Origin of the sequence: Hydrogenovibrio sp. (genome assembly GCF_965140365.1) — a bacterium.
GTDB lineage: Bacteria > Pseudomonadota > Gammaproteobacteria > Thiomicrospirales > Thiomicrospiraceae > Hydrogenovibrio.
Genome location: NZ_OZ223196.1, coordinates 1,306,752 through 1,328,711, shown reverse-complemented (window position 1 = coordinate 1,328,711; position 21,960 = coordinate 1,306,752). Strand labels below are relative to the sequence as shown.

Genomic DNA, 21,960 nt, shown 5'->3' with positions numbered 1-21,960 from the left:
GCTGGCTAACTTTGACTTAATTGGCGGCACGTAGTGACGTCCAAATTTAAGTTTTTGTTATGTTTTTTTGCTTAAACCAGTGACACGCTCAATCAACTCTATTTTTTCACTGAGGACATATTTATGTTCTATTTCTAGCCCACCATATTCATCATCAACACCTTGAATGATGAGCATTGGGGTTTTCAACTGCGCCAAGTGAGCATATCGTTCAGGCTCATCACCGTGATGGGGATGTTTGAAAGGGTAGCCTAAACAAACAATATGTTTGATCCCCAATTGATCTGCGATTAACGACGAAACTCGCCCACCAGAAGATCGTGAAAGAATGATGGTCTGTGCTGCGATACCACGTGTGCAAATTATATTTGCCAATAATTCACAACGAGATAGCACATCGTTGCGTTTTCTTTTGTATAGATAGACAAGATAAGATGGATTTAACAACCCATAAAGTATCTGAACTATTCGGAGATTAAGCTTTCTCATTCTTTTTGGAAGAATGCCAATTTTACTCTCAATTTTTCTGAGAAGATGAATAACCTCAGCAGCCGGATCTTCCCAAAGGACTTCGATGTTATTCGCTCTCAATTTATTGAGTAGAGCTAAATTTAAAGCTTCATCTTTTTGCCAATCAGAGCGGCCAACTAAAAGAATAATATTATTTTTTGTCACACTCAGGTCTCGGGAATGAGGAAAACATAACGTTTAAGCTAACCGGCCGCGCTTTAGCGCGGTCGGGTTGAGTTTATTGTTAAGCATTCATGACTCTTTCTTTGGAAATGAACCTTAACTCTACTTTAGCAGGTTTTCACCAAACTTCCATGAAAATTGTTTTCCATTGACAATCGTCGCTGAATTTGAGGCCGATCCTCCTTGTTTGCGACATTGAGAGCAGTGGCATTGATACAGATTTGGAATGGTATCAGCGATCTCGAACTCAACTCCACCACATAAACATTTACCTATCATGTGAAATCCTTTAGAACTTAACATTTAGTATAAGGTACTTTTGCCTTGTTATTTTATACTGGCATGCTTTTCAGGTATTTATGCTCTTATATTGAGTTAAACCTGTTATTGTGACAGGTTATGCGATATTGTATTGATATTCCTGTCATAGCGAAAAAGCACTTTTATGAATAATACATCAAAGAAAACATCGTTGCTAGATGAAATGCGCGCTAAATTACGTAGAGAGGGCTATGCGTATTCGACTGAAAACAGTTATTGCGATTGGGTGCGGCGGTTTGTGAAATTTCATGCATTTGAGAGTCGTGAGGCGATGTTGGTTGATTCGGCTCAGAAGGTGGAGTCGTTTTTGACGAACTTGGCAGTGGTACAAAACGTGGCGCCTTCAACGCAGAGTCAGGCGTTAAATGCTTTGGTTTATTGTTATAACCGAGTTTTAAATGTGCCGTTTTCGGATGTTAAGGCGAGCCGTTCGCGTAAAGAACCGCGTATTCCGGTGGTGTTGACTAAGGAGGAAGTTGGGCAGGTTTTATCCTTGATGGATGGCGCGCCGGGCTTGATTACGAAAATGCTATACGCTTCTGGTTTGCGTATTACTGAAGCGGTACGTTTGCGGGTGCAGGATATTGATTTTGGTTTCAAGCAAATTACGGTGCGGGATGGCAAGGGCAAAAAAGACCGGGTAACGCCTTTGGCAAATAATTTGATTCCATTATTAGAAGTGCAACTGGAAAAAGTAAAAGCGCTTCATCAACAGGATTTAAAGCAAGGTTTTGGTTCAGTTTATTTGCCTTATGCGTTGGCTAAAAAATATCCGAATGCAGATAAGGAATTGGCCTGGCAATATGTTTTCCCCAGCAGCAATTTGGCGGAAGACCCACGTTCTGGCATTACTCGCCGCCACCATGTGGACCAGTCACTGGTGAACAAGGCGATTAAAAGGGCTGTTAAGTCGTGTGGTATTCATAAAAAAGTGAGTGCACATACGTTTCGGCATTCCTTTGCAACGCATTTATTGCAGACGGGGACGGATATTCGCACCATTCAATCTTTACTTGGCCATGCTAATTTACAAACCACGATGATTTACACTCATGTATTGAAACAGGGCGGACAAGGGGTTGCGAGTCCGTTTGATGCGTTGTGACTGAAACCGCCAGGCCTGGTGGTTTTGTCGGTATTCAATTGGTATTTCATGCATGAACCTGTTTAAATGACCTCACTTGATTCAAAGCAGGATTAAACGATATGGCGGTGTTTTCGATTCATCTTTTCCCGGTCTGGGTGTTGATTTTTTCGGTGTATGCGTTTTTTTCGCCGACGTTTTTCGTGGATTTGAAAAGTGCGATTGTGCCGTTGTTGATGCTGGTGATGTTCGGCATGGGGATGACGTTACGTTGGCAGGATTTCCGCCAGGTGATGCAGAATAAGGCGGCCGTATTATTGGGCGTGAGTGTGCAGTTTATTGTGATGCCGCTGGCGGCCTTGGGGTTGGCCAAGCTGTTTCATTTGTCACCGGAGCTGACGGTCGGTTTGATGCTGGTCGGTGCGACGGCGGGCGGCACGGCGTCGAATGTGATGGCGTATTTGGCGAAAGGGGATGTGGCCTTGTCGGTAAGCATGACATTGGTTTCGACCTTGTGCGCCATTGTATTGTTGCCGTTGCTGACGTGGTTTTATCTGAACGAAACCGTTTCCGTGCCGGTGTGGGATATGCTGGTGAGTTTGTTACAGTTGATTCTGCTGCCGGTGTTGTTGGGTGTGGTGTTGAATCAGTTCTTTCCGAAACCGCTGGAGTTGATTCAGCCAGTATTGCCGGTTTTTTCAATGTTTGCGATTGTGATTATCGTAGCGATTGTGGTGGCGTTGAATACCACGCAACTGCATTCCTTGGCGTGGAGTTTGGCCTTGGTGATTGTATTGCATAATGCGATTGGGTTGGTGTCGGGCTATGGTTTGTCGCGTTTGTTCGGATTCGATAAGCGGGTGGCGAAAACGGTGGCGATTGAAGTGGGGATGCAGAATTCCGGCTTGAGTGTGGCGCTGGCGTTGAAGTATTTTGGCGCGGTGAGTGCGTTGCCGGGCGCGTTGTTCAGTGTGTGGCACAATATTTCCGGGTCAATGTTGGCGGCCTATTGGCAGCGCAAAGAAACCAAAGAAAACGAGACGTTGCCTTAGAAACGCAAAAACCACCAGGCCTGGTGGTTTTTATGATTTGAGTGGGTGCTGGAATTTAAAACCCGAAAGCGGATTTAGCTTTTTCCATGTCCACGGAATCTTTGGCTTTGCCTTTATCGACGGATTCGTAGGCTTTTTGATAATCCACGCCGTCTTTGGCCGACAGGGCTTCCGTGGCCTTTTCCTGATCCACCGATTCCACGGCTTTTTGTTTATCGACCGACTCGGCCAGTTTGCCGTAATCGACGGCGTAAACTTGAGCACTGGCGGTTAAGATCAGTAGGGCGCTGAAGAGTAGGGATTTTGTTTTCATCTTGTTTTTTCCTGTTTCAGTAGTGCGGTGGCGGGACTTCTTCGCTGGGCAATTTGATGTCGCTGCCGATTTCGTATTTGAGTTGTTTGATATAGTCGGACAATACTTTTACCTGCGTTTGCAGAAGCTGTATTTCCTGATGTTGTTTACCCAGTGTTTTATTGAGATGCTCGATGACATCTTCCTGGTAAGCCGAGCTGACTTCCAGGTGATGTATTTTATCGGTTAAATCAATCAGTTGTTGATTTATTTGCTCATCCATTCTAAGGCCTCATCCGGTTTTTTCAACGCCGGTTCCAATAATACCCTGTCGCAGGGTGGTTCGTACAGATGTATGACGGTTTCATGCAGTTCGTCGCGGCGGAAATAGTGGCAGGGGATGTCGTCTCCTATGTCCTGACGCGCCAGATAACTTTCCAGTGCTTGAACGGAAGCCATTTTGAAACCGCTCAGGGCGATGATTTCGTCACCAGCCGCTAAACCGGCTTGCCCGGCGGATTGTTCGTTCCAGACATGAGTGAGTTTGACGGTTTGATGTTCGGTATTGGCCAAGTTGGCGCCCAACTGCGGCGGGAAGCTTTTTTGCTCGGTTTTGCCGCCGGTGTCTTTGGCGTTGGTGGCCGGGCGCAAGGTGAAGTCGATGCCGAATTTGGCGAACAGGCTTTCAAACGGCAGGTCTTCGGTGCCGAACAGATAACGTTGGAAAAAGTCTTTTAAATCCAAACCGGAAGCACGCTCGCAAATGGATTCGATTTCGCCTTCCTGTAAGCCTTTTCCGGTGGCACCGTATTCACGCCACAAGGTCAGTAACACGTCGTCCAGTGATTTGGCGTTTTGGGTTTCGGCACGGATGGTCAAATCCAGCCCAAGCGCAATCAAACTGCCTTTGGTGTAATAACTGACAATGGCATTGGGGGCGTTTTCGTCCTGTTGGTAGAACTTGGTCCAGGTCAAAAAGCTGGATTCCGCCACGGATTGTTTGAAACGGCCCGGCATGCGATACACACGGGTCATTTCTTTGGCGAGCTGGTTCAAGTAACTGTCGTGTTCGAGAATACCGGCGCGGTGCAAAATCTGGGCATCGTAGAAGGAGGTGATGCCTTCAAACCACCAGAGTTGGTTGGTGTAAACCGGCTCCTTCAATGACGCGGTTTGATAGATTTCAGGCTGGATGCGTTTGACGTTCCAGGTGTGGAAATATTCGTGCGAGCAGAGTTCCAGAAACTGAATGTAACCGTCGCTGCGTTTGTTGTCGTTTAAGTAAGGCAGGTCACTGCGTGCGCAGATGAGTGCCGTGGAGTCGCGGTGTTCCAAACCGCCGTAGTCTTTTTCGGTGACGGTGACTTGGAAAAGATAGCGTTCAATCGGGTAAGGCTGACCGAACAGTTTCAGCTCGGTTTCGCAGATGCGGGTTAAATCGTCCAGCAGTTGTTTTTTGTCGATGCAATGAAATTCGATTTTGCCGGTGAAGGCGATTTGGTGCGGAATCCCGCAGGCTTCGAATTCCAGTAAATGGAAGAGCCCCATTTCCACCGGATAATCGATCAGCGTTAAATAATTGTCGGCGCGGTATAAGCCGAAGCCGTGTTCATTGATGTTTTCCGGTGGCAGGGTGGTGGCAACACGCCAGTTTTCCGCTTCCGAATAGGGCGACGGAGCAATCTCCACCGAGCAGGCCTGGTCACGTTGGCCATCCACCGCCAGAAACACCGAAGTGCCATTGAAAAAAGCGTGCGTTTGGTCAAAGTGCGCGCCACGGACGGATAAATCCCAGGCGTACACATTGTATTGCACTTTGATTGGCCCGTTATGCGGCGCGACTTGCCAGTGGGATTTTTCAAGCGGCGTGATTTGCAAAGGTTCACCGCTTGCGGTTTCAGCTTGCAGGTCGTTCAGGTGCTTGGAAAAGTCTCGAATCAAATAACTGCCGGGAATCCAGTTCGGCAGGCTGAGTGATTGCCCGTCAACTTCCGGTTGGTCGATTTCCAGTTCAACATGGAATAAATGGGCATTGGGGTTGGCAGGGGCGATTCGATAACGTATGTCCGGCATAGAGATGATTTTCCTTGGTTTGTTTTTAAATGAGAGCTTGGCTGAGGAACTCGTCAAAATGGGTTTTAAAATACAAAAGGGCTTTTAAAAGCCCCTTTTGGTCGTTTCAGAATGGTTACTTCATATTAAATGGTTTGACGTCCATCACCACTCATAGGCACTGGCGGCTTGCCAGGCCTGGCGGAAATTGGCGGGAACCGTTTCCGCTTTCAATAAGCAGCCTTTTTCCAATGGCGGGAAAATTTCTTGATAACTTTTCACTTCGGTTTCACTGACACGGCGCATAATTTGGCTGGGTGAAATATCGTTAGGGCGACGTAGCCCGGTGGCCGCAGACAAGTGCATCAAGTTATGGATGACCGAGGCATGATAGCGCGCCACGCGCTGGCTTTTATCATCGATATCTAAATGCTTATAACGTTCCGGGTCCTGAGTCGCTACACCCGTTGGGCAGGTGTTGTTGTGGCAACTTCTGGACTGCACACAGCCCAACGAAAACATCATGCCGCGTGCGGAGTTGACCATGTCCGCGCCCAGGGCCAGCAAGCCGAGTAAATGCGCCGCCGAAAAGGATTTGCCCGAAGCGATGATTTTAATGTCGTCGCGCAACCCGAAACCGACCAGTGTGGTGTTCACAAAATGCAAAGCTTCCCGCAAAGGGGTGCCCACTGAATTGGTGAACTCGATGGGGGCTGCGCCCGTGCCACCTTCGGCACCGTCGACGGTGATGAAGTCCGGCGTTAAGCCAGTTTCGACCATGGCTTTACAGATGGCGATAAATTCGCTGGGTTCGCCAATACACAGTTTAAACCCCACCGGTTTGCCGCCGGAAAGTTCGCGAAGTTGCGAGACAAACTGTAACAGGCCAACCGGTGTCGTAAAGGCGCTGTGAGTGGGAGGGGAGATGACGTCCTGACCTTCTGGCACAATACGGATTTTGGCAATTTCCGCAGTGACCTTATCGGCCGGAAGTACGCCGCCATGTGCCGGTTTGGCGCCTTGCGAGAGTTTGATTTCAATCATTTTGACCTGATCGAGTTTGGACTTTTCGGCAAACATTTCGCGGTCAAAATCGCCGTCACGAGTTCGGCAGGAAAAATATCCTGTGCCGATTTGCCAGACTAGGTCACCGCCTTCCTGCAAGTGGTAGTCGGTTAAGCCGCCTTCACCGGTGTTATGGTAGAAGTCGCCCATTTTGGCGGCACGGTTCAATGCGATAATGGCATGTTTGCTCAGAGCTCCAAAACTCATGGCGGAAATATTTAGGTGCGAAGCGGCGTAGGGTTTGGCGCAGTTTTTTTCGCCAACCAGCTCACGCTTTTGAACTTCCGGAACGCTTTGGGGTTTCAGAGAGTGTTTAATCCATTCGTAGCCGACTCGATAGGTATCGAAAATGGTGCCGAACGGGCGGGTGTCGATTACGCCTTTGGCGCGCTGATAAATCAAAGAACGAAATTCGCGTGGTACCGGCTTGCCGTTGGTTTCACTTTCGACAAAATATTGTTGAATTTCCGGACGAATGGATTCGAAAATATAACGTATATGACCGAGAACGGGGTAGAGCCTGAGTAGAGTGTGTTTTTTCTGCCACATGTCGTAAACACCGAGCAGAATAAATGGGCCGACCAGAAGCCATAAATAAGCGGCTTGTGCCCAAACGGCCGATGCCGCCGTAACAGCGATTGCCAGGACCGCCGATGTCCCCATAAACAATTTTCGCGTTGTTCTCATGTTGTTTTCTCTCCTCCAGGCCTGGTCATTATGTATTCTCGCGCAAAACAAAGCTATGTCACGAGAGATGGCTGAGCTTAGTATAATGTCTTAAAGAGAGCTTTGCACCCAAAGGGCATAAACACGCGATGGATACACGGCTAAAAATGGCTAAAATCTTCCTGAATGTCGTTGAAAAACTCGTTAATAGCCAGCTATTCGCTTCGTTTTCCGCCTAATTCAAAAAAATTTTTATCTCATTTTTTACGCGCGTCCCACCCGAGCAAAGCTCTCTTAGAGTTTTCATTGAAACAATCGCCGGGGAATTTCCGTAAACACTTTCCGGTACAGTCGCCGAGTCTTTAAAATTCTTTAAATGAAATTCCCCCTCCAATCGCATCGGCATTCCCTTTATAATAAGTCGACATTTTTGAACCGTTGTCTTTACGGCCAGATTGACTCAAACATCCGTCAAAGACGAACGAATGACATTAGGAGATTTTCGTGATCAAAACTCGTTTTGCCCCCAGCCCGACCGGTTATCTACACATTGGTGGCGTTCGCACGGCCTTGTTTTCCTGGTTGTATGCCAGACAAAATAAGGGTCAGTTCATCCTGCGTATCGAAGATACCGATTTGGAGCGCTCCACTCAGGAATCCGTCCAGGCGATTTTAGACGGTATGGAATGGCTTGGGCTGGATTACGACGAAGGGCCGGTTTATCAGACAGAGCGTTTTGATCGTTATAAAGCCGTCATTCAGGATTTACTGGACCGTGATTTGGCTTATTACTGCTATGCGTCACCGGAAGAGCTGGACGAAATGCGCGAGCAACAAAAAGCCCGTGGTGAAAAACCGCGTTACGATGGGCGTTACCGTTGCTTTACCGGCACACCACCGGAAGGGGTTAACCCCGTGGTGCGTTTTAAGAACCCAACCGACGGCGAAGTGGTGATTGACGATTTGGTCAAGGGGCAAATCGTGGTGTCCAACTCGGAACTGGATGATTTGATTATTGCACGCTCCGACGGCACGCCGACGTACAATCTGACGGTGGTGGTGGATGACTGGGATATGGGCATGACGCACGTGATTCGCGGTGACGACCACGTCAACAACACCCCCAGACAAATCAACCTTTATAAAGCCTTGGGCGCGGAAGTGCCGAAGTTCGCGCATATTCCAATGGTGTTGGGCGAAGACGGCAGTCGTTTATCCAAACGCCACGGCGCGGTGTCGGTTTTACAATATAAAGAAGAAGGGTTTCTTCCAGAAGCCTTGTTGAATTATCTGGTGCGTTTGGGCTGGTCTTATAAGGATCAGGAAATCTTCACTGTTCCGCAGATGGTGGAATTGTTTGACCTGGAAAGCGTGAACTCTTCGCCTTCGACGTTCAATACCGAAAAGCTGCTATGGATTAACCAACAGCACATTCAAACCACCGACATTGACAATTTGGTGTCGCATTTGACGCCGTTTATGGAAGAGAAGGGTTTGGATGTATCGCAAGGCCCAGCGTTGTCAAAAATCGCTGACTTGTTACGCGAACGTGCCCGTACCTTAATTGAGATGGCAGATGGCGCGACCTATTTCTATCAGGATTTCACCGAGTTTGAAGCCGGTGCCGCGAAAAAGCATCTTCGACCGGTGGCGGAAGAACCGTTGCGCTTGGTACAACAAAAATTTGCGGCGTTATCCGATTGGAAGACGGAAACCATTCACGCCGCCATTCAGGAAGCCGCTTCCGAGTTGGATGTGGGCATGGGCAAAGTCGGAATGCCATTGCGAGTGGCCATTACCGGTGGCGGTCAATCGCCGTCGATTGATGCCACGGCGGAATTGATCGGGCAGGAAAAATGTATTGCCCGTATAGACTTAGCGTTACAGGCCATCGAAACCCGAAAGCAGAACGCTTAAACAGCAGGGCGGGCGCGGTGCGAATCGGTCAAAATAATATGGCATTTTTATTAAAAAAGTCTTGACCGTTTCGATAAGTTCTATATAATACGCGCTCATCAGCTTGAGGGGCTATAGCTCAGCTGGGAGAGCGCAACACTGGCAGTGTTGAGGTCAGCGGTTCGATCCCGCTTAGCTCCACCAATTCTGATACTTTTCTGGAATCTTTTAAGACCACTAGGCCGGACTTAAAATGATGAGATTTTAGAAGAGACTGGAGAAATCCAGACACAGATTAACTTGGTTAATCACATTGTGTCCCGTTCGTCTAGAGGCCTAGGACACGGCCCTTTCACGGCTGTAACAGGGGTTCGACTCCCCTACGGGACGCCACTATGCGGGAATAGCTCAGCGGTAGAGCACAACCTTGCCAAGGTTGGGGTCGCGAGTTCGATCCTCGTTTCCCGCTCCAAATTCAAATTGATTGAAAAGGTCTGCCTCTAGGTCGGTAGAACGAAACCGGTTCAATTGATTGCTTGTTGAAATACAAGCCGGATGACAATCCACATTGTCCCGTTCGTCTAGAGGCCTAGGACACGGCCCTTTCACGGCTGTAACAGGGGTTCGACTCCCCTACGGGACGCCACTTTCAAAAGCCCGCTTGAGTTTTCAGGCGGGCTTTTTCATTTCCGGACATTTGTCCGATTACGACTTCCTTTTACGTATTTTGACCAGGCCTGGCTCCGTGGTTCGTTTCTTGCTTGTATTGACGCCGAACGTTTAAAATTTTTATGAAAGCTTTGCACGAGTAGGACGCGAAGAAAAAATGAGAGAAAATTTGGCTGGTTGAGGCGGAAAACGCAGCTAATAGCGAGCTATTAGCCAGTTTTTCAACAAAAATCAGACGGATTTTAGCCATTTTTACTCGTGTAACTATCTCGTGCAAAGCTCTCTTTATAAATTCTTCTTAAAACTATCTTTTTAAGACGGCCGTTATTGATTAATATGGAGTCGTCTTGTCAGCGTACATTTTGGAGTAAATATGTCTCAAGCGGATATCGGTTTAGTTGGGTTAGCGGTCATGGGCCAGAACTTGGTTTTGAACATGGCCGATCATGGGTTTCACGTCAGTGTTTACAATCGTTCAAAGCAGAAAACGGACGACTTCATTCAAAACCGTGCGGAAGACAAACCCATTACCGGCTACGACTCGCTTGAAGGCTTGGTAAACAGCCTGAAATCGCCCCGCAAGGTGATGCTGATGGTCAAGGCCGGGGAAGTTGTGGACCACTTTATCGATCAGTTGTTACCGCTGCTGGACAAGGGCGATATGATTATCGATGGCGGAAACTCCTTATACACCGATTCCACTCGACGTACGCAATCCTTGAAAGAGAAAGGCATCCTGTTTGTCGGCACCGGCGTGTCCGGTGGGGAAGAGGGGGCGCGTCACGGGCCGTCCATTATGCCGGGCGGCGACCCGGCGGCGTGGCCGTCGGTGAAACCGATTTTTCAGGCCATCGCCGCGCAATCGGATGGCGAACCTTGTTGTGACTGGGTGGGTCCAGAAGGGGCCGGACATTATGTCAAAATGGTGCATAACGGGATCGAATATGGTGATATGCAGCTCATTACCGAAGCCTATCAATTGATGCGAGAAGGCTTGGGTATGTCCGCCGACGAATGTCAAGCCGTGTTTGCAAAATGGAATAAAGGCGTTCTGGATTCTTACCTGATTGAAATCACCGCCGACATTTTGAGTTTTAAAGACGCGGACGGCGAACCGCTGGTCGATAAAATTCTCGATGCCGCCGGTCAAAAGGGCACCGGAAAGTGGACGGGCATCAGCTCGCTGGAACTGGGCATGCCATTAACGCTGATTACCGAATCGGTTTACGCACGTTGCTTATCCGCCCTGAAAAGCGAGCGAGTGGAAGCGGCTAAATTGTACCCTCGCAGCGACAAGACGCTGGATGTCGATAAAGAAGCCATATTAACGGCGATTCACGATGCACTTTACGCTTCGAAAATCATTTCCTATGCACAGGGTTATATGTTGATGTCCGAAGCGGCGAAAGACTTCAACTGGGATTTGAACTACGGCGGCATCGCCCTGATGTGGCGCGGCGGTTGTATTATTCGCAGTACCTTCCTGGGCGAAATCAAGAAGGCCTATGATGCGTCGCCGAACCTGTCCAATCTATTGAAAGCCCCCTTCTTTGAAGACGCCATTAAATCGGCGGAAGCCAATTGGCGCCAAGCGGTGATTTTCGGTATTCAAAGCCAAATTCCAACGCCGGCGCTGAGTTCCGCCTTGGCGTTCTTCGACGGTTATCGCAGCGAACGAGTGCCGGCCAATTTGTTACAGGCACAGCGCGATTATTTCGGCGCACACACCTATGAACGTGTCGACGCCCCACGTGGTGAATACTTTCATACCGATTGGATTCATTCCGGCGGTAATGTTAGCTCTACAACGTACGAGGTGTAAGTCTTATGTCGGAAGCCTGTACTTATGTGGTATTCGGTGCCACCGGAAACCTGTCGTTATCGAAACTCATGCCCAGCTTTTATCACCTGGAACAGGTCGGACGCTTGGACGATGACATGCGCATCCTAGCCATTGGGCGACGCGAATGGAGCCGAGACGACTGGATAAAGGTCGTTAAAAAAGCCGTTGAACCCAAAGCGCGTGGCGGTTTGGACAAGCATCTGTTTAAACGCTTCTGTGAGCGTTTGGATTATTTTCAAATGGACATCAATAAAACCGAATCCTATCACGCACTCGCGAAACTCATCGCGACCGATGCCTGGCCAAACAATGTGGTGCATTACCTGTCGCTGGGGCCGGATCATTTTGCCAGCACCGTGCGCCATTTGGGTGAAAGTGGCATGTTGGCCGAAACCGACGGCTGGAAGCGCGTGGTGTTGGAAAAACCTTTCGGTTACGATTCCGACAGCGCCAAACAACTGCAAGCTCAACTCAATAAATATCTGGATGAAGACCAGACCTACCGAATCGACCATTATTTGGGTAAAGGCATGGTGCAGAACATTATGGTGTTCCGCTTCGCCAACCTGTTAATGGAGCCGCTTTGGAACCGAAATTACATCGACCATATTCAGATTACCCACGCCGAAGACCGGCCCATCGGAACACGCGCGGGGTATTACGACACCAGTGGTGCAATGCGCGATATGATTCAAAGCCATTTGTTGCAACTGTTGGCGCTGGTCACTATGGAACCGCCGGCCTCGATGGATGCGGAAGATTTGCGCGACGAAAAAGTGAAACTGTTAAAGTCGATTCGAGGCATTTCCAAGAAAAACGTCTCGGCGCAAGCCTACCGGGCGCAGTATGCCGCCGGGGAAATTCACGGCAAGCCAGTACCAGCTTATCTGGATGAGCCCGGTATGTCGCAAGACAGCGTCACCGAAACCTATGCCGCCTTGAAGCTTTACATCGACAACTGGCGATGGGCCGGGGTGCCGTTCTACATTCAGACCGGCAAGAACATGGCGAAAAACAAGATGCTGGTGTCAATTTGCTTCAAGCATTCGCCGAAGCAATTTTTCCGCGATTCACACGTCCAGAAAATGAAACCCAACTGGATTATTTTCGGCATTCAACCAGATGAATCCATCAAAATTGAAATGATGGCCAAACAGCCAGGCCTGGAGATTAATACCGAACAAATCAGTCTGGATGCTTCGATGGGGCGCGAAGGCGAAGAGCCGAACGATGCCTATGAAGAATTGTTGCTGGATGTCATTAAGGGCGACCGCTCCTTGTTCTTGCGCTACGACGAAGTCAAGGCCGCCTGGAAAGTGGTGGACCCGGTGATTCAGGTTTGGGGCACGGAAACCGGTTACATCGATACCTACAAGTCGGGCAGCTGGGGGCCGGAAGGGGCCAATAAACTGTTTGATTCGCCGGAGCAGAATTGGCGTTACCATGTTCACCCGGAATCTGAACAATGACTGAAGTGAATGGCTTGCCGGCGGATTGGCGCGTATTCGACACGGCGGCGGATGTCGCTGCGCATACGGTGGAACAGTTGTTGACACTGGCAGATCAAGCCATTCGTGCCCGAGGGCGCTTTACCTTGGTCACAGCAGGCGGCACCACGCCACAAAAATGTTATGAATTGTTGGCGGAACAATCTGCTGATTGGGCCAACTGGCATATTTACATGGGCGACGAGCGTTGTTTACCAAAGGAAGACAGCGAGCGCAACAGTGTCAGTTTGCACCAGGCCTGGTTGTTTTTCGGCCATATTCCGGAGAAGAACATTCACATTATGCCGGCGGAACTCGGACCGGAATTAGCCGCTAAATCTTACCAAGCCACGGTGGATGTGATTGATCGTTTTGATGTGGTTTTGCTTGGCATGGGCGAAGACGGCCACACCGCCAGTTTGTTTCCGGGGCATGTGTATCCGGGGGATATTTCCGTGGTGACGGAGTATCATTCGCCGAAACCACCGCCGGAACGCATCAGTTTGTCATACGAGCGTTTGAATCGAAGTCGCCATGTGTTCAAGTTGATTACCGGCGCGGGAAAACGGGAGGCGGTTAAGCAGCTATTATTGGACAGGGACGGCACCGATTTACCCATTCAGCGAGTGAAGGGCGACGAGACATGGGTGTTGATCGATTCCAGCGCGTTGTAATCTTGTAGCCTAAAAAACGCTTCAAATTTATCCGAACCACGTCCAATATGAAAAACCGCCAGGCCTGATATTCGGGCCTGGCGGTTTTTTGTTTTTAAATACTTTTTTCAAACACTTAATGCAGCGTTTGTGAAATGGATGAATCCTTTTCTTTGTTCAAGTTAATGGACGTTGAGACCACGTTTTGAATCTGCTCGATCTGATCCAGCAATTCCCCGACATTGGTTTGGGGTTCGACTTCGATTTGCAATGTCATGGATACACTGCCGTCGGCTTTGTCAGTGCGCGTGTCGGAATTGATGAGGTTAATGTCCCAATGGGTCAACATCGCCATAATGTCTCGTAATAAGCCTTTTCGGTCGAACGCCAGAATCTGCAATACCGCATCGTAAGCTTCCGGCTCCGGTTTGGCACCGTGCCAGGCCACTTCGATCAGGCGTTTTTGTTCGTCGTAAGTTAGATTGAGAATGTTCGGACAATCTTTTTTGTGCACCGTGACGCCGCGCCCACGGGTAACGTAACCGATAATCTGGTCGGATTCATCCGGCTGACAGCAGGGCGCCAAAGAGGTTTTCAATTGCGGCACACCGACCACATACGCGTTGCCCGGCTCCAGCGGAACATCGTGCTCCAGCAAATCACGGGAGCGCGGACGCATGTGTTCTTCTTCCGGCTTGATGAGTTTTTGGATGGCGTTGGTCAATTGGCGTTCATTGATTTGGCCTTTGCCGATGCCTTCGTACAATTCATCGACGGTTTCCAGCTTGAAACGCTCCAAGAGCATTTCGGCACTGATGTCGTCGGCCTGCAGGCGACGAACTTCTTTGTGGAATAAGCCTTCGCCGGCTTCGATGTTGGCGTCTTTATTTTGCTGGTTAAACCAATGACGAACCTTGGTGCGCGAACGGCTGCTGCCCAAATAGTTCAGGTTCGGGTTTAGCCAGTTACGGTTCGGCGTACCTTCCTTAACGGTAAGGATTTCCACTGAATCGCCGGTTTTCAGCTGATAGGTCAAGGGCATGATTTTACCGTTGATTTTGGCACCACGACAACGGTGACCCAGTTCGGTGTGAATCTGATAAGCGAAGTCCAGCGGTGTACAGCCTTTATTCATGGTGATGATTTCATTGGCAGGCGTCATCACGTAAATATGTTCGCTCAGCAGTTCGGTACTGATTTCATTCAACAAATCCGGATTGTCATTATATTCAAGCATTTGGCGCACAAGGTTAATGCTTTGCTCCAGGCTTGGATCAATCGGTTTGCCGCCTTCTTTATAGCGCCAGTGGGCGGCAATCCCGAATTCGGCGTGGCGGTGCATTTCGTGCGTACGAATCTGGATTTCGACGGTTTTGTTTTCCGCGCCGATGATAACGGTGTGAATCGATTGATAACCGTTTTCCTTCGGGCTGGCGATGTAATCGTCAAACTCGTCTTTGATGTAGGCCCAGCGGCTGTGAATCATGCCCAGCACTTCGTAACATTCCCGCACGGAATCGACATAGATGCGCACTGCACGTAAGTCGTACAGCGCATCAATCGGCAGGTTTTTACGGGTCATTTTGCGCCAGATACTGTAGATGTGTTTCGGGCGGCCGGAAATGTGGTACTCGATGCTGGAGTTTTTGAGCATCTCTTGCAGTTCTTGCATGATGCTGTTGATATAGGCTTCACGGCCTAGACGCTTGGCGTCCAGTTGACGGGCGACTTCTTTATAGATTTCCGGTTCCAGAAAACGAAAGGACAGGTCTTCCAGCTCCCATTTCAATTGAGCAATCCCCAAACGGTTTGCCAGTGGGGCGAAAATCAGTTGCGTTTCCGAAGCAATTTGGCGGCGAACATCTTCATCTTCGTTTTTGAGGTTACGCAGACGCACGACACGATAGGCGAGTTTGACAATCATGGTTCGGATGTCGGAGGTCATGGCCAACAACATTTGGCGTAAACGCTCATTCTGAACTTCATTGGAAGTGTTGGCCGGCATGAAATCACGGAATTGATTCAAGCGACGAATACCATCGACCATCTTGGCAATGGAATCCCCGAAGGTGTCCGAGATTTGTGAAATGGAATAATGCGGTTCTAAGGTCATGTCACTGATCAAGGTGGCGATCAGAGTGTCGCGATCCAGTTTTAAGTCCGCTAAAACAACGGCGACTTCAGCACTGCGCACAATGCTTTGTTTGGGTAATTCGTAGGCATCTTGTGCCATTTCACAAGCTTTGATACCAAGCTCATCATACTCTTCGGATTTGAATACTTTTTGATAGAGAGCCTGAATCGAATCCATAACGACTTTACATAACCTGAACTTAACTTAAAAAACACATTGACTGTAGCAGAACCAAGCACCATTTTAAGCGAAAACTACCGATAATTCTGTACTTATGAAGGCCTAATTTTGACTTTCATGGAGGTTCATTTTGATCGAAAGCCAAATTTCATAAAATTTTTATTTATTTTACCCCGCAAATCACTATAGTGACCTGTCAGCAACGGAGGTAACTTTTTCAATGACTATGACCATCAAGCAACGCATTATTTTCATTATTTCACTTTTAATTGGCTTCCTGATGGCTTCCATCGTGGCAGGCCTGGTGATTATGAAGCAAAACAATCAATCCTTTCACGCCATTTACCAAGACCGAATCATTCCGCTGAAAGATTTGAAAATCATTGCCGACGAATACGCCGTTAATATCGTGGACACCAACCATAAGTTACGAAATGGAAACCTGACATTCAAACAGGCCAGCGGCAACATTCAGCAAGCTCAAAAAGTCATTGAAGAAACCTGGCATAAATACATGGCCACAACCTTAACCCAACAAGAAGCCGCTTTAGCCGAACAGGCCCAAACATTAATGCAACAGGCCAATGAATCGATTGAAGGTCTAAAATCGGCCATCGCGTCTCGAAACATGGGCGCCGTTGAGCGTTACAGCATCGAACAGCTTTATCCGGCAATTGACCCGATTTCGGAGGCCATCACCAACTTGATCGATTTGCAATTATCCATTGCAGGACAGCTCAACGAAGACAATGAAGTGGCCTATCAAACGGTGCTTAAAGCGGCCATCGCCATTGCACTGCTGATGTTGATTGTATCGGTTCTTCTGTCTTATCAAATGTTAAGAGCCATTTTGCACCCGATGAATGAGCTTATGGACGTTTCACAAAATGTGGTCAAAAACGGCGATTTTTCCAAGCGCATTCCAATTTATCATCAAGATGAAATCGGTCGTGCTTCCATGGCTTTTAACCAGTTATTGGATCAAACCAAAGCCACTTTCGATGGGGCCAATGCCACGGTAGCGGCCATCGCTGACGGCGACTTTACTAAACGCATGGACGGCGATTTTGTTGGTGAGATGCTGGCGTTGAAAAACGGCATCAACGCTTCGGCCGAAAGCGTCGAGTTTATGATGAGCGAACTCGACAGTATTATGAATGCCCTGCAAAACGGTCATTTGGATGCCAAAATGGATGAGCGTGTTGCTGAATCGTTCCGTCTAAAAGTGGAAGGCGCCTTGTCCAACACCGCTAATATCATCAACCAAATCAACCGCGTGATGCACGCCGTCGCGTCGGGTGATTATTCTCACCGAGTGCAAGCGTCCGCGTCCGGTAGCTTCGATGAATTGAAGCAAAGCATTAACAGCAGCGTCGATTCACTGGGGACGGTTATGCAGGAAATCAGCCGTATTCTGACCTTGATTGCCAAGGGGGATCTGACCGAAAACATGTCCGGCCGTTATCCGGGTGAATTGGCCAATATCCAAGAAAACCTGAACAATGCCATTAGTAATCTGGACCGAATCGTAAATCAGGTTAATGGCGCAACCCAGATTGTTTTATCCGCCTCGGAAGAGGTTTCCAAGGGCGCGTTGGATTTAAGCCAACGTGTGCAACAGCAAGCCGCAGCGGTGGAGCAAACTTCCGCGACGATGGAAGAGATGAACGCAACGGTTCAAAACAACACCAAAAACGCCATCGAAGCTTCAAACCTTTCCGAAGCGGTTCAGCAAAAAACCGAAAGGGGCGCTGACGTGATGAAGCAGACCATTGAAGCGATGAACTCCATTGAGAGTTCCAGTCAGCGCATTAACGACATCGTGACTTTGATTGACAGCATTGCGTTTCAAACCAACCTATTGGCACTGAATGCGGCCGTGGAAGCGGCGCGAGCAGGGGATCACGGGCGCGGGTTTGCCGTGGTGGCCGGTGAAGTCCGCGGGTTGGCGCAAAAATCGGCCGATGCGGCACGTGACATTAAAAACCTGATTAATGAGAGTAATGAATTGGTGCAACAAGGGTCACAGTTGACCGGTGAATCCGGTGATATGCTGTCGGAAATCCGTGAATCCATCACTCATGTGCATGAAATGATTGAGACCATTGCGAAATCATCGGAAGAACAAGCCAAAGGCATTGAACAGGTGCACACCGCGATCAGTGACATCGATTCCGCGACTCAGCAGAATGCCGCTTTGGTGGAAGAAACTTCGGCGGCGACGGAAAGCATGTCCGATCAGGCGCAAACGCTATCGAGCGAAATGGCGTTCTTTAAAACCGGTTCGGCGGCACTGACCCAACCGGCTCAAAAAAACGCAGCCCCAAAAACGTTGGCCCCGCCAAGCCCAAGTAAGGGGAAAGACGTGTCCAGCAATGATTGGAATGATTTCTAAACGGCACGTTTGCCAATTTTGACCAGGCCTGGCCGAATCCGAACCGGGTCTTTTCGGCGGGCATCCATTATGTAAAAAACAGCATGCCGCTGATATTCAGGCGGCTTTCACTTATAATACGTTTCTTTGTTGATTCGCAATAAGGAAGCGTTTTGCCCAAAAATCAAACCACTAGCGTCAAATCATGCAGTGCCCAACACTTTTCGGTGGCTCCCATGCTGGATTGGACCGACCGTCACTGCCGTGTTTTTCATCGTCAGCTCACACGTCAGGCCTGGTTATATTCGGAAATGGTGACGACGGGCGCAATCATTTACGGCAACAATCTGGAACGCTTTTTGGGGCATTCCGACGTGGATGTGCCGGTGGTGTTGCAACTGGGCGGCTCCGGCCCGGAAGACTTGGCCAAATGTGCTGCCTTGGGCGAAGAGTGGGGTTATTCGGAAATTAACCTCAATGTCGGCTGCCCGTCTGACCGGGTGCAAAACAATATGATTGGCGCGTGCTTGATGGGCCATCCGGAGTTGGTTGCAGAAGGGGTGGCCGAGATGAAAGCGGCCGTATCGACCATTCCGGTGACAGTGAAATCGCGAATCGGTATCGATGATCAGGAAGACTTTGAAACTCTGGTGGACTTTGTGACTCAAGTGCATGCCGCCGGCGCAGACGGCATGATCATTCACGCTCGAAAAGCTTGGTTACAAGGGCTTTCACCCAAAGAAAACCGCGAAGTGCCGCCGTTGAAATACGACTGGGTTCGACGCATTAAGCAATTATTCCCCGGCTGGCCAATTGCCATTAACGGCGGAATTGCATCCCCTCAAGACGGCTTGGTTTTTTTGCAACCCGACGGCGAGCTGCCGGCTGTGGATGGCGTGATGCTTGGGCGAGCCGTTTATGAAAAGCCGTACTTATTGACGGAAGTCGACCGGCTTTATTATGATGATACGTCTGAACCATTGAATCGTGAAGCCGTATTGGAAGCCATGTACCCTTATATTGAACAACATTTGTCGTCCGGTGGGAAACTGAACCAGGTGAGCCGTCATATGCTGGGTTTGTTTGCCGGCTTGCCGGGCGGACGTATGTGGCGCCGTTACATTTCCGAAAATGCGTTCCAACCGGGGGCCGGCATTGAGGTCCTAGAGGAAGCTTATCGCCGGGTCGCGCAAGAAATCCAACGAATGGAAGAACAAAACCGATGATTTTGCTGGAAGTGCCCTTTGCGGAAAAAGACGCGGCCAAATCCTTGGGCGCACGCTGGAACCCTGTAGAAAAAAAATGGTATGTGCCTGAAAACTTGGCCGACGACCTAGCGCCATTCGAACGCTGGTTGCCTAATCAGCCAACCTTGTCCATTGTCGATTCCCCTTTGGCGCCCGACGCCGTGCCCGCCAATGAAAAAGAGAAGGGCGTCACGCTTGGCCAGCTGATGTTTCAAGTGCAGTCAGCGCTGCGCCAATCCTTTCCCGGCGCGGTATGGGTTAAAGCCGAAATCGCCAATCTGAATGAACGAAGAGGGCACGTTTATCTGGAGTTGACGGAAACGTCTGAAAGCGGTGCGCCAGTCGCGACTTGCCGAGCCATGATTTGGCAGCGCCAAGTAACCCGAATTATGGACACCTTCGCCAAACAAACCGGTTCCGAGTTAAAACCGGGTCAAAAAGTATTGCTGTTGGCCGAAATTAATTTCCATGAAAAGTTCGGTTTCTCTCTCGTGGTTCAGGACATTGATCCGAGCTTCACGCTGGGTGAATTGGAAGCCAATTTGAATAAAATCCGTCAGCAATTGGTGGCCGAGCAACTCTACGACCGTAACAAACAATTTTCTTTGCCGACGGATTTTTTCCGTGTTGCCGTGATCGCGCCACCAAATGCGGCCGGTTTAGGCGATTTTCGTGCCGATGCTGATTTGCTGCAACAAGCCGAACTCTGCGAATTCAAATATTTCTATTCTGCTTTCCAGGGGGAACAGGTGGAATCGGAAATGCTCACCGCTTTCGAGGCTTTTGAAGCGTTACATCATGCCAATCCGTTCGATGCCCTAATCATCATCCGCGGTGGCGGTGCCAAACTGGATTTAAACCCGCTGAATGTTTACAGCTTGGCTAAAGCCATCGCACAGACCCCAATCCCTGTTTTGACGGGTATCGGTCATGAACGCGACAATACCTTGCTGGACGAAGTCGCCGCCGTTCGGTTTGATACGCCCAGTAAGGTTATCGCCGGAGTGCGTCAAGCGATTTTTGAAGGGGCGCAAAAAGCACAACGTCATTGGCTGACGATTGAACAAGCCAGTCAGCTGTACGTACAAAAGCAAAAACAGACCCTCGCCGAGATGGAAAAAACGGTTCAACGCCAAAGCCTCACCATTACCGAACGGCTCAAGCGGTTATTAACACCATTGCATTATCAAATTCAGCGCCAAAGCCTTGGGTTGATTCAAACACAAAAACACGTTTTGTTTCAGCTAAATCAAGAGCTTAAGCACCAGGTTTCAAGTCTGTTGCAACTGCAAAAACATCAATTAATACAGTACCAAGCCACTTTGAAAAGTGCGCCATTTCAATATTTGGAAAAAGCCCGCATCCAAAATAAACAATGGATTCGCTTTGTTTTAAGCTCCGGTCCAAAAAACCAGTTAAACCGCGGGTTTGCGATCGTTAAAGACAAAAAGGGCGGTACACCGATTAAGTCTGCGGAAGTCGCCAAGCGGCAGTCGCAAATTGAAATTACCTTTAAGGATGGCGCGATACAAGCCATTCCGGTAGAAGAATAACCACCATCAAAGGAACGTGTTATGGCCGACAGCACCAACGAAAGTTATCAAAAAAACTACGCCAAGCTACAAGAAATCGCTCAGAAACTATCGAATTCCGACGAAATCGATATTGACGAATTGGTGCCAATGGTCGATGAAGCGACGCGGGCTTATCAGATTTGCCAGTCGCGCATTGAAGCCGTTGAAGCCGCGTTGAATAAGCGAATTGCTCCCGAAAACACGGACTCGGAAACCACCGACCAATAACGATAAATCAAAGAAAACCTCATGAAACACGCCATTATTTATCATAACCCACGTTGCTCTAAAAGCCGCCAAACGCACGCCTTATTGGAAGAAAACGGTTACGAGATTGAAGAAGTCCGTTATCTGGATACGCCGCCCAGCATTGATGTGTTGGATGAACTGTGCCGTTTATTGAATGTGGAACCCACCGAAATCATTCGTACCGACGAAGCGGAATTCAAAGCATTGGGATTATCTTTAAAAGACAATGCAACAAATCGCCAGGCCTGGCTGGAAATCCTACATCAACATCCTAAACTGATCCAACGACCGATTGTTCGTATCGGCGATAAAGCCGTTATCGGGCGTCCACCGGAAAACGTTCTTAGCTTGTTTTAAATATTTCTTTAAAATTTTTAGAACTGAACAGAAAAGATGGGCTAGTTAGTTTGCTCATCTGCGATTTCCTAC

General features: G+C 48.9%; 18 protein-coding genes and 4 tRNA genes. 15 read left to right on the top strand and 7 right to left on the bottom strand.

What is annotated here, in order from left to right:
* Window positions 1-57: 57 nt before the first annotated feature.
* Together AC0KH7_RS06390 and AC0KH7_RS06385 are read right to left on the bottom strand one after the other, a co-directional pair.
* Entirely contained in the window at window positions 58-675 is a 618-nt protein-coding gene (locus tag AC0KH7_RS06390; protein ID WP_472371757.1) for an alpha/beta family hydrolase, read from the bottom strand.
* 120 nt (window positions 676-795) lie between these two features.
* Window positions 796-972, bottom strand: coding sequence for a GFA family protein (locus AC0KH7_RS06385; RefSeq protein WP_472371755.1), 177 nt, complete (start codon window positions 970-972; stop codon window positions 796-798).
* Between the two features lie 166 nt (window positions 973-1,138).
* On the opposite strand from AC0KH7_RS06385, the gene AC0KH7_RS06380 reads away from it, so the two are divergent.
* Together AC0KH7_RS06380 and AC0KH7_RS06375 are read left to right on the top strand one after the other, a co-directional pair.
* A complete protein-coding gene (locus AC0KH7_RS06380) occupies window positions 1,139-2,119 on the top strand; it encodes an integron integrase (RefSeq protein WP_472371753.1) in 981 nt (326 codons plus the stop codon).
* A 101-nt stretch (window positions 2,120-2,220) separates the two neighbouring features.
* Window positions 2,221-3,150 (top strand): bile acid:sodium symporter family protein, encoded by a 930-nt coding sequence (locus tag AC0KH7_RS06375; RefSeq protein WP_472371751.1) that lies wholly within the window; start codon window positions 2,221-2,223, stop codon window positions 3,148-3,150.
* 55 nt (window positions 3,151-3,205) lie between these two features.
* On the opposite strand, the gene AC0KH7_RS06370 is transcribed toward AC0KH7_RS06375, so the two are convergent.
* From AC0KH7_RS06370 to AC0KH7_RS06355, 4 genes are all read right to left on the bottom strand, one after another.
* Window positions 3,206-3,463 (bottom strand): hypothetical protein, encoded by a 258-nt coding sequence (locus AC0KH7_RS06370; RefSeq protein ID WP_472371749.1) that lies wholly within the window; start codon window positions 3,461-3,463, stop codon window positions 3,206-3,208.
* Window positions 3,464-3,479: 16 nt separating this feature from the next.
* Window positions 3,480-3,725, bottom strand: coding sequence for a SlyX family protein (locus AC0KH7_RS06365; RefSeq protein ID WP_029938126.1), 246 nt, complete (start codon window positions 3,723-3,725; stop codon window positions 3,480-3,482).
* Complete coding sequence (locus AC0KH7_RS06360; RefSeq protein WP_472371747.1) at window positions 3,710-5,515, bottom strand: M61 family metallopeptidase; 1,806 nt, start codon at window positions 5,513-5,515, stop codon at window positions 3,710-3,712. The genes AC0KH7_RS06365 and AC0KH7_RS06360 overlap by 16 nt, the downstream gene beginning before the upstream one ends.
* 144 nt (window positions 5,516-5,659) lie before the next feature.
* Window positions 5,660-7,246: an FMN-binding glutamate synthase family protein gene (locus tag AC0KH7_RS06355; RefSeq protein WP_472371745.1), complete on the bottom strand. Its 1,587-nt coding sequence runs from the start codon at window positions 7,244-7,246 to the stop codon at window positions 5,660-5,662.
* Window positions 7,247-7,729: 483 nt separating this feature from the next.
* Between AC0KH7_RS06355 and gltX the strand changes: the two genes are divergently transcribed.
* From gltX to pgl, 8 genes are all read left to right on the top strand, one after another.
* Window positions 7,730-9,142 carry a glutamate--tRNA ligase gene (gltX, locus tag AC0KH7_RS06350; protein WP_472371742.1) on the top strand — a complete coding sequence of 471 codons (1,413 nt, stop codon included), beginning with the start codon at window positions 7,730-7,732 and terminating at the stop codon, window positions 9,140-9,142.
* 107 nt (window positions 9,143-9,249) lie between these two features.
* Window positions 9,250-9,325, top strand: a tRNA-Ala gene (locus AC0KH7_RS06345).
* 113 nt (window positions 9,326-9,438) lie between these two features.
* Window positions 9,439-9,514, top strand: a tRNA-Glu gene (locus tag AC0KH7_RS06340).
* A gap of 4 nt (window positions 9,515-9,518) precedes the next feature.
* Window positions 9,519-9,593, top strand: a tRNA-Gly gene (locus AC0KH7_RS06335).
* Between the two features lie 98 nt (window positions 9,594-9,691).
* Window positions 9,692-9,767 (top strand) — tRNA-Glu (locus tag AC0KH7_RS06330).
* Window positions 9,768-10,163: 396 nt separating this feature from the next.
* A complete protein-coding gene (gene gnd, locus AC0KH7_RS06325) occupies window positions 10,164-11,612 on the top strand; it encodes a decarboxylating NADP(+)-dependent phosphogluconate dehydrogenase (RefSeq protein ID WP_472371741.1) in 1,449 nt (482 codons plus the stop codon).
* A 5-nt stretch (window positions 11,613-11,617) separates the two neighbouring features.
* The gene (gene zwf, locus AC0KH7_RS06320) at window positions 11,618-13,102 is read left to right on the top strand and encodes a glucose-6-phosphate dehydrogenase (protein WP_472371739.1); all 1,485 of its coding nucleotides are present in this window, start codon (window positions 11,618-11,620) and stop codon (window positions 13,100-13,102) included.
* Complete coding sequence (gene pgl / locus AC0KH7_RS06315) at window positions 13,099-13,794, top strand: 6-phosphogluconolactonase (protein ID WP_472371737.1); 696 nt, start codon at window positions 13,099-13,101, stop codon at window positions 13,792-13,794. The genes zwf and pgl overlap by 4 nt, the downstream gene beginning before the upstream one ends.
* Before the next feature lie 115 nt (window positions 13,795-13,909).
* On the opposite strand, the gene AC0KH7_RS06310 is transcribed toward pgl, so the two are convergent.
* Window positions 13,910-16,084 carry a RelA/SpoT family protein gene (locus tag AC0KH7_RS06310; protein ID WP_472371734.1) on the bottom strand — a complete coding sequence of 725 codons (2,175 nt, stop codon included), beginning with the start codon at window positions 16,082-16,084 and terminating at the stop codon, window positions 13,910-13,912.
* A 223-nt stretch (window positions 16,085-16,307) separates the two neighbouring features.
* Here AC0KH7_RS06310 and AC0KH7_RS06305 point away from each other — a divergent pair, with 223 nt between their 5' ends.
* The 5 genes from AC0KH7_RS06305 to arsC all read left to right on the top strand — a co-directional run bounded on the left by AC0KH7_RS06305 (window position 16,308) and on the right by arsC (window position 21,888).
* Window positions 16,308-18,482 (top strand): HAMP domain-containing methyl-accepting chemotaxis protein, encoded by a 2,175-nt coding sequence (locus tag AC0KH7_RS06305; protein WP_472371732.1) that lies wholly within the window; start codon window positions 16,308-16,310, stop codon window positions 18,480-18,482.
* Between the two features lie 152 nt (window positions 18,483-18,634).
* A complete protein-coding gene (gene dusA, locus AC0KH7_RS06300; RefSeq protein WP_472371730.1) occupies window positions 18,635-19,687 on the top strand; it encodes a tRNA dihydrouridine(20/20a) synthase DusA in 1,053 nt (350 codons plus the stop codon).
* Complete coding sequence (gene xseA / locus AC0KH7_RS06295; protein WP_472371728.1) at window positions 19,684-21,261, top strand: exodeoxyribonuclease VII large subunit; 1,578 nt, start codon at window positions 19,684-19,686, stop codon at window positions 21,259-21,261. The genes dusA and xseA overlap by 4 nt, the downstream gene beginning before the upstream one ends.
* 21 nt (window positions 21,262-21,282) lie before the next feature.
* Entirely contained in the window at window positions 21,283-21,510 is a 228-nt protein-coding gene (gene xseB, locus AC0KH7_RS06290; RefSeq protein ID WP_472371726.1) for an exodeoxyribonuclease VII small subunit, read from the top strand.
* 21 nt (window positions 21,511-21,531) lie between these two features.
* Complete coding sequence (gene arsC, locus AC0KH7_RS06285; protein ID WP_472371724.1) at window positions 21,532-21,888, top strand: arsenate reductase (glutaredoxin); 357 nt, start codon at window positions 21,532-21,534, stop codon at window positions 21,886-21,888.
* Window positions 21,889-21,960 lie beyond the last annotated feature (72 nt).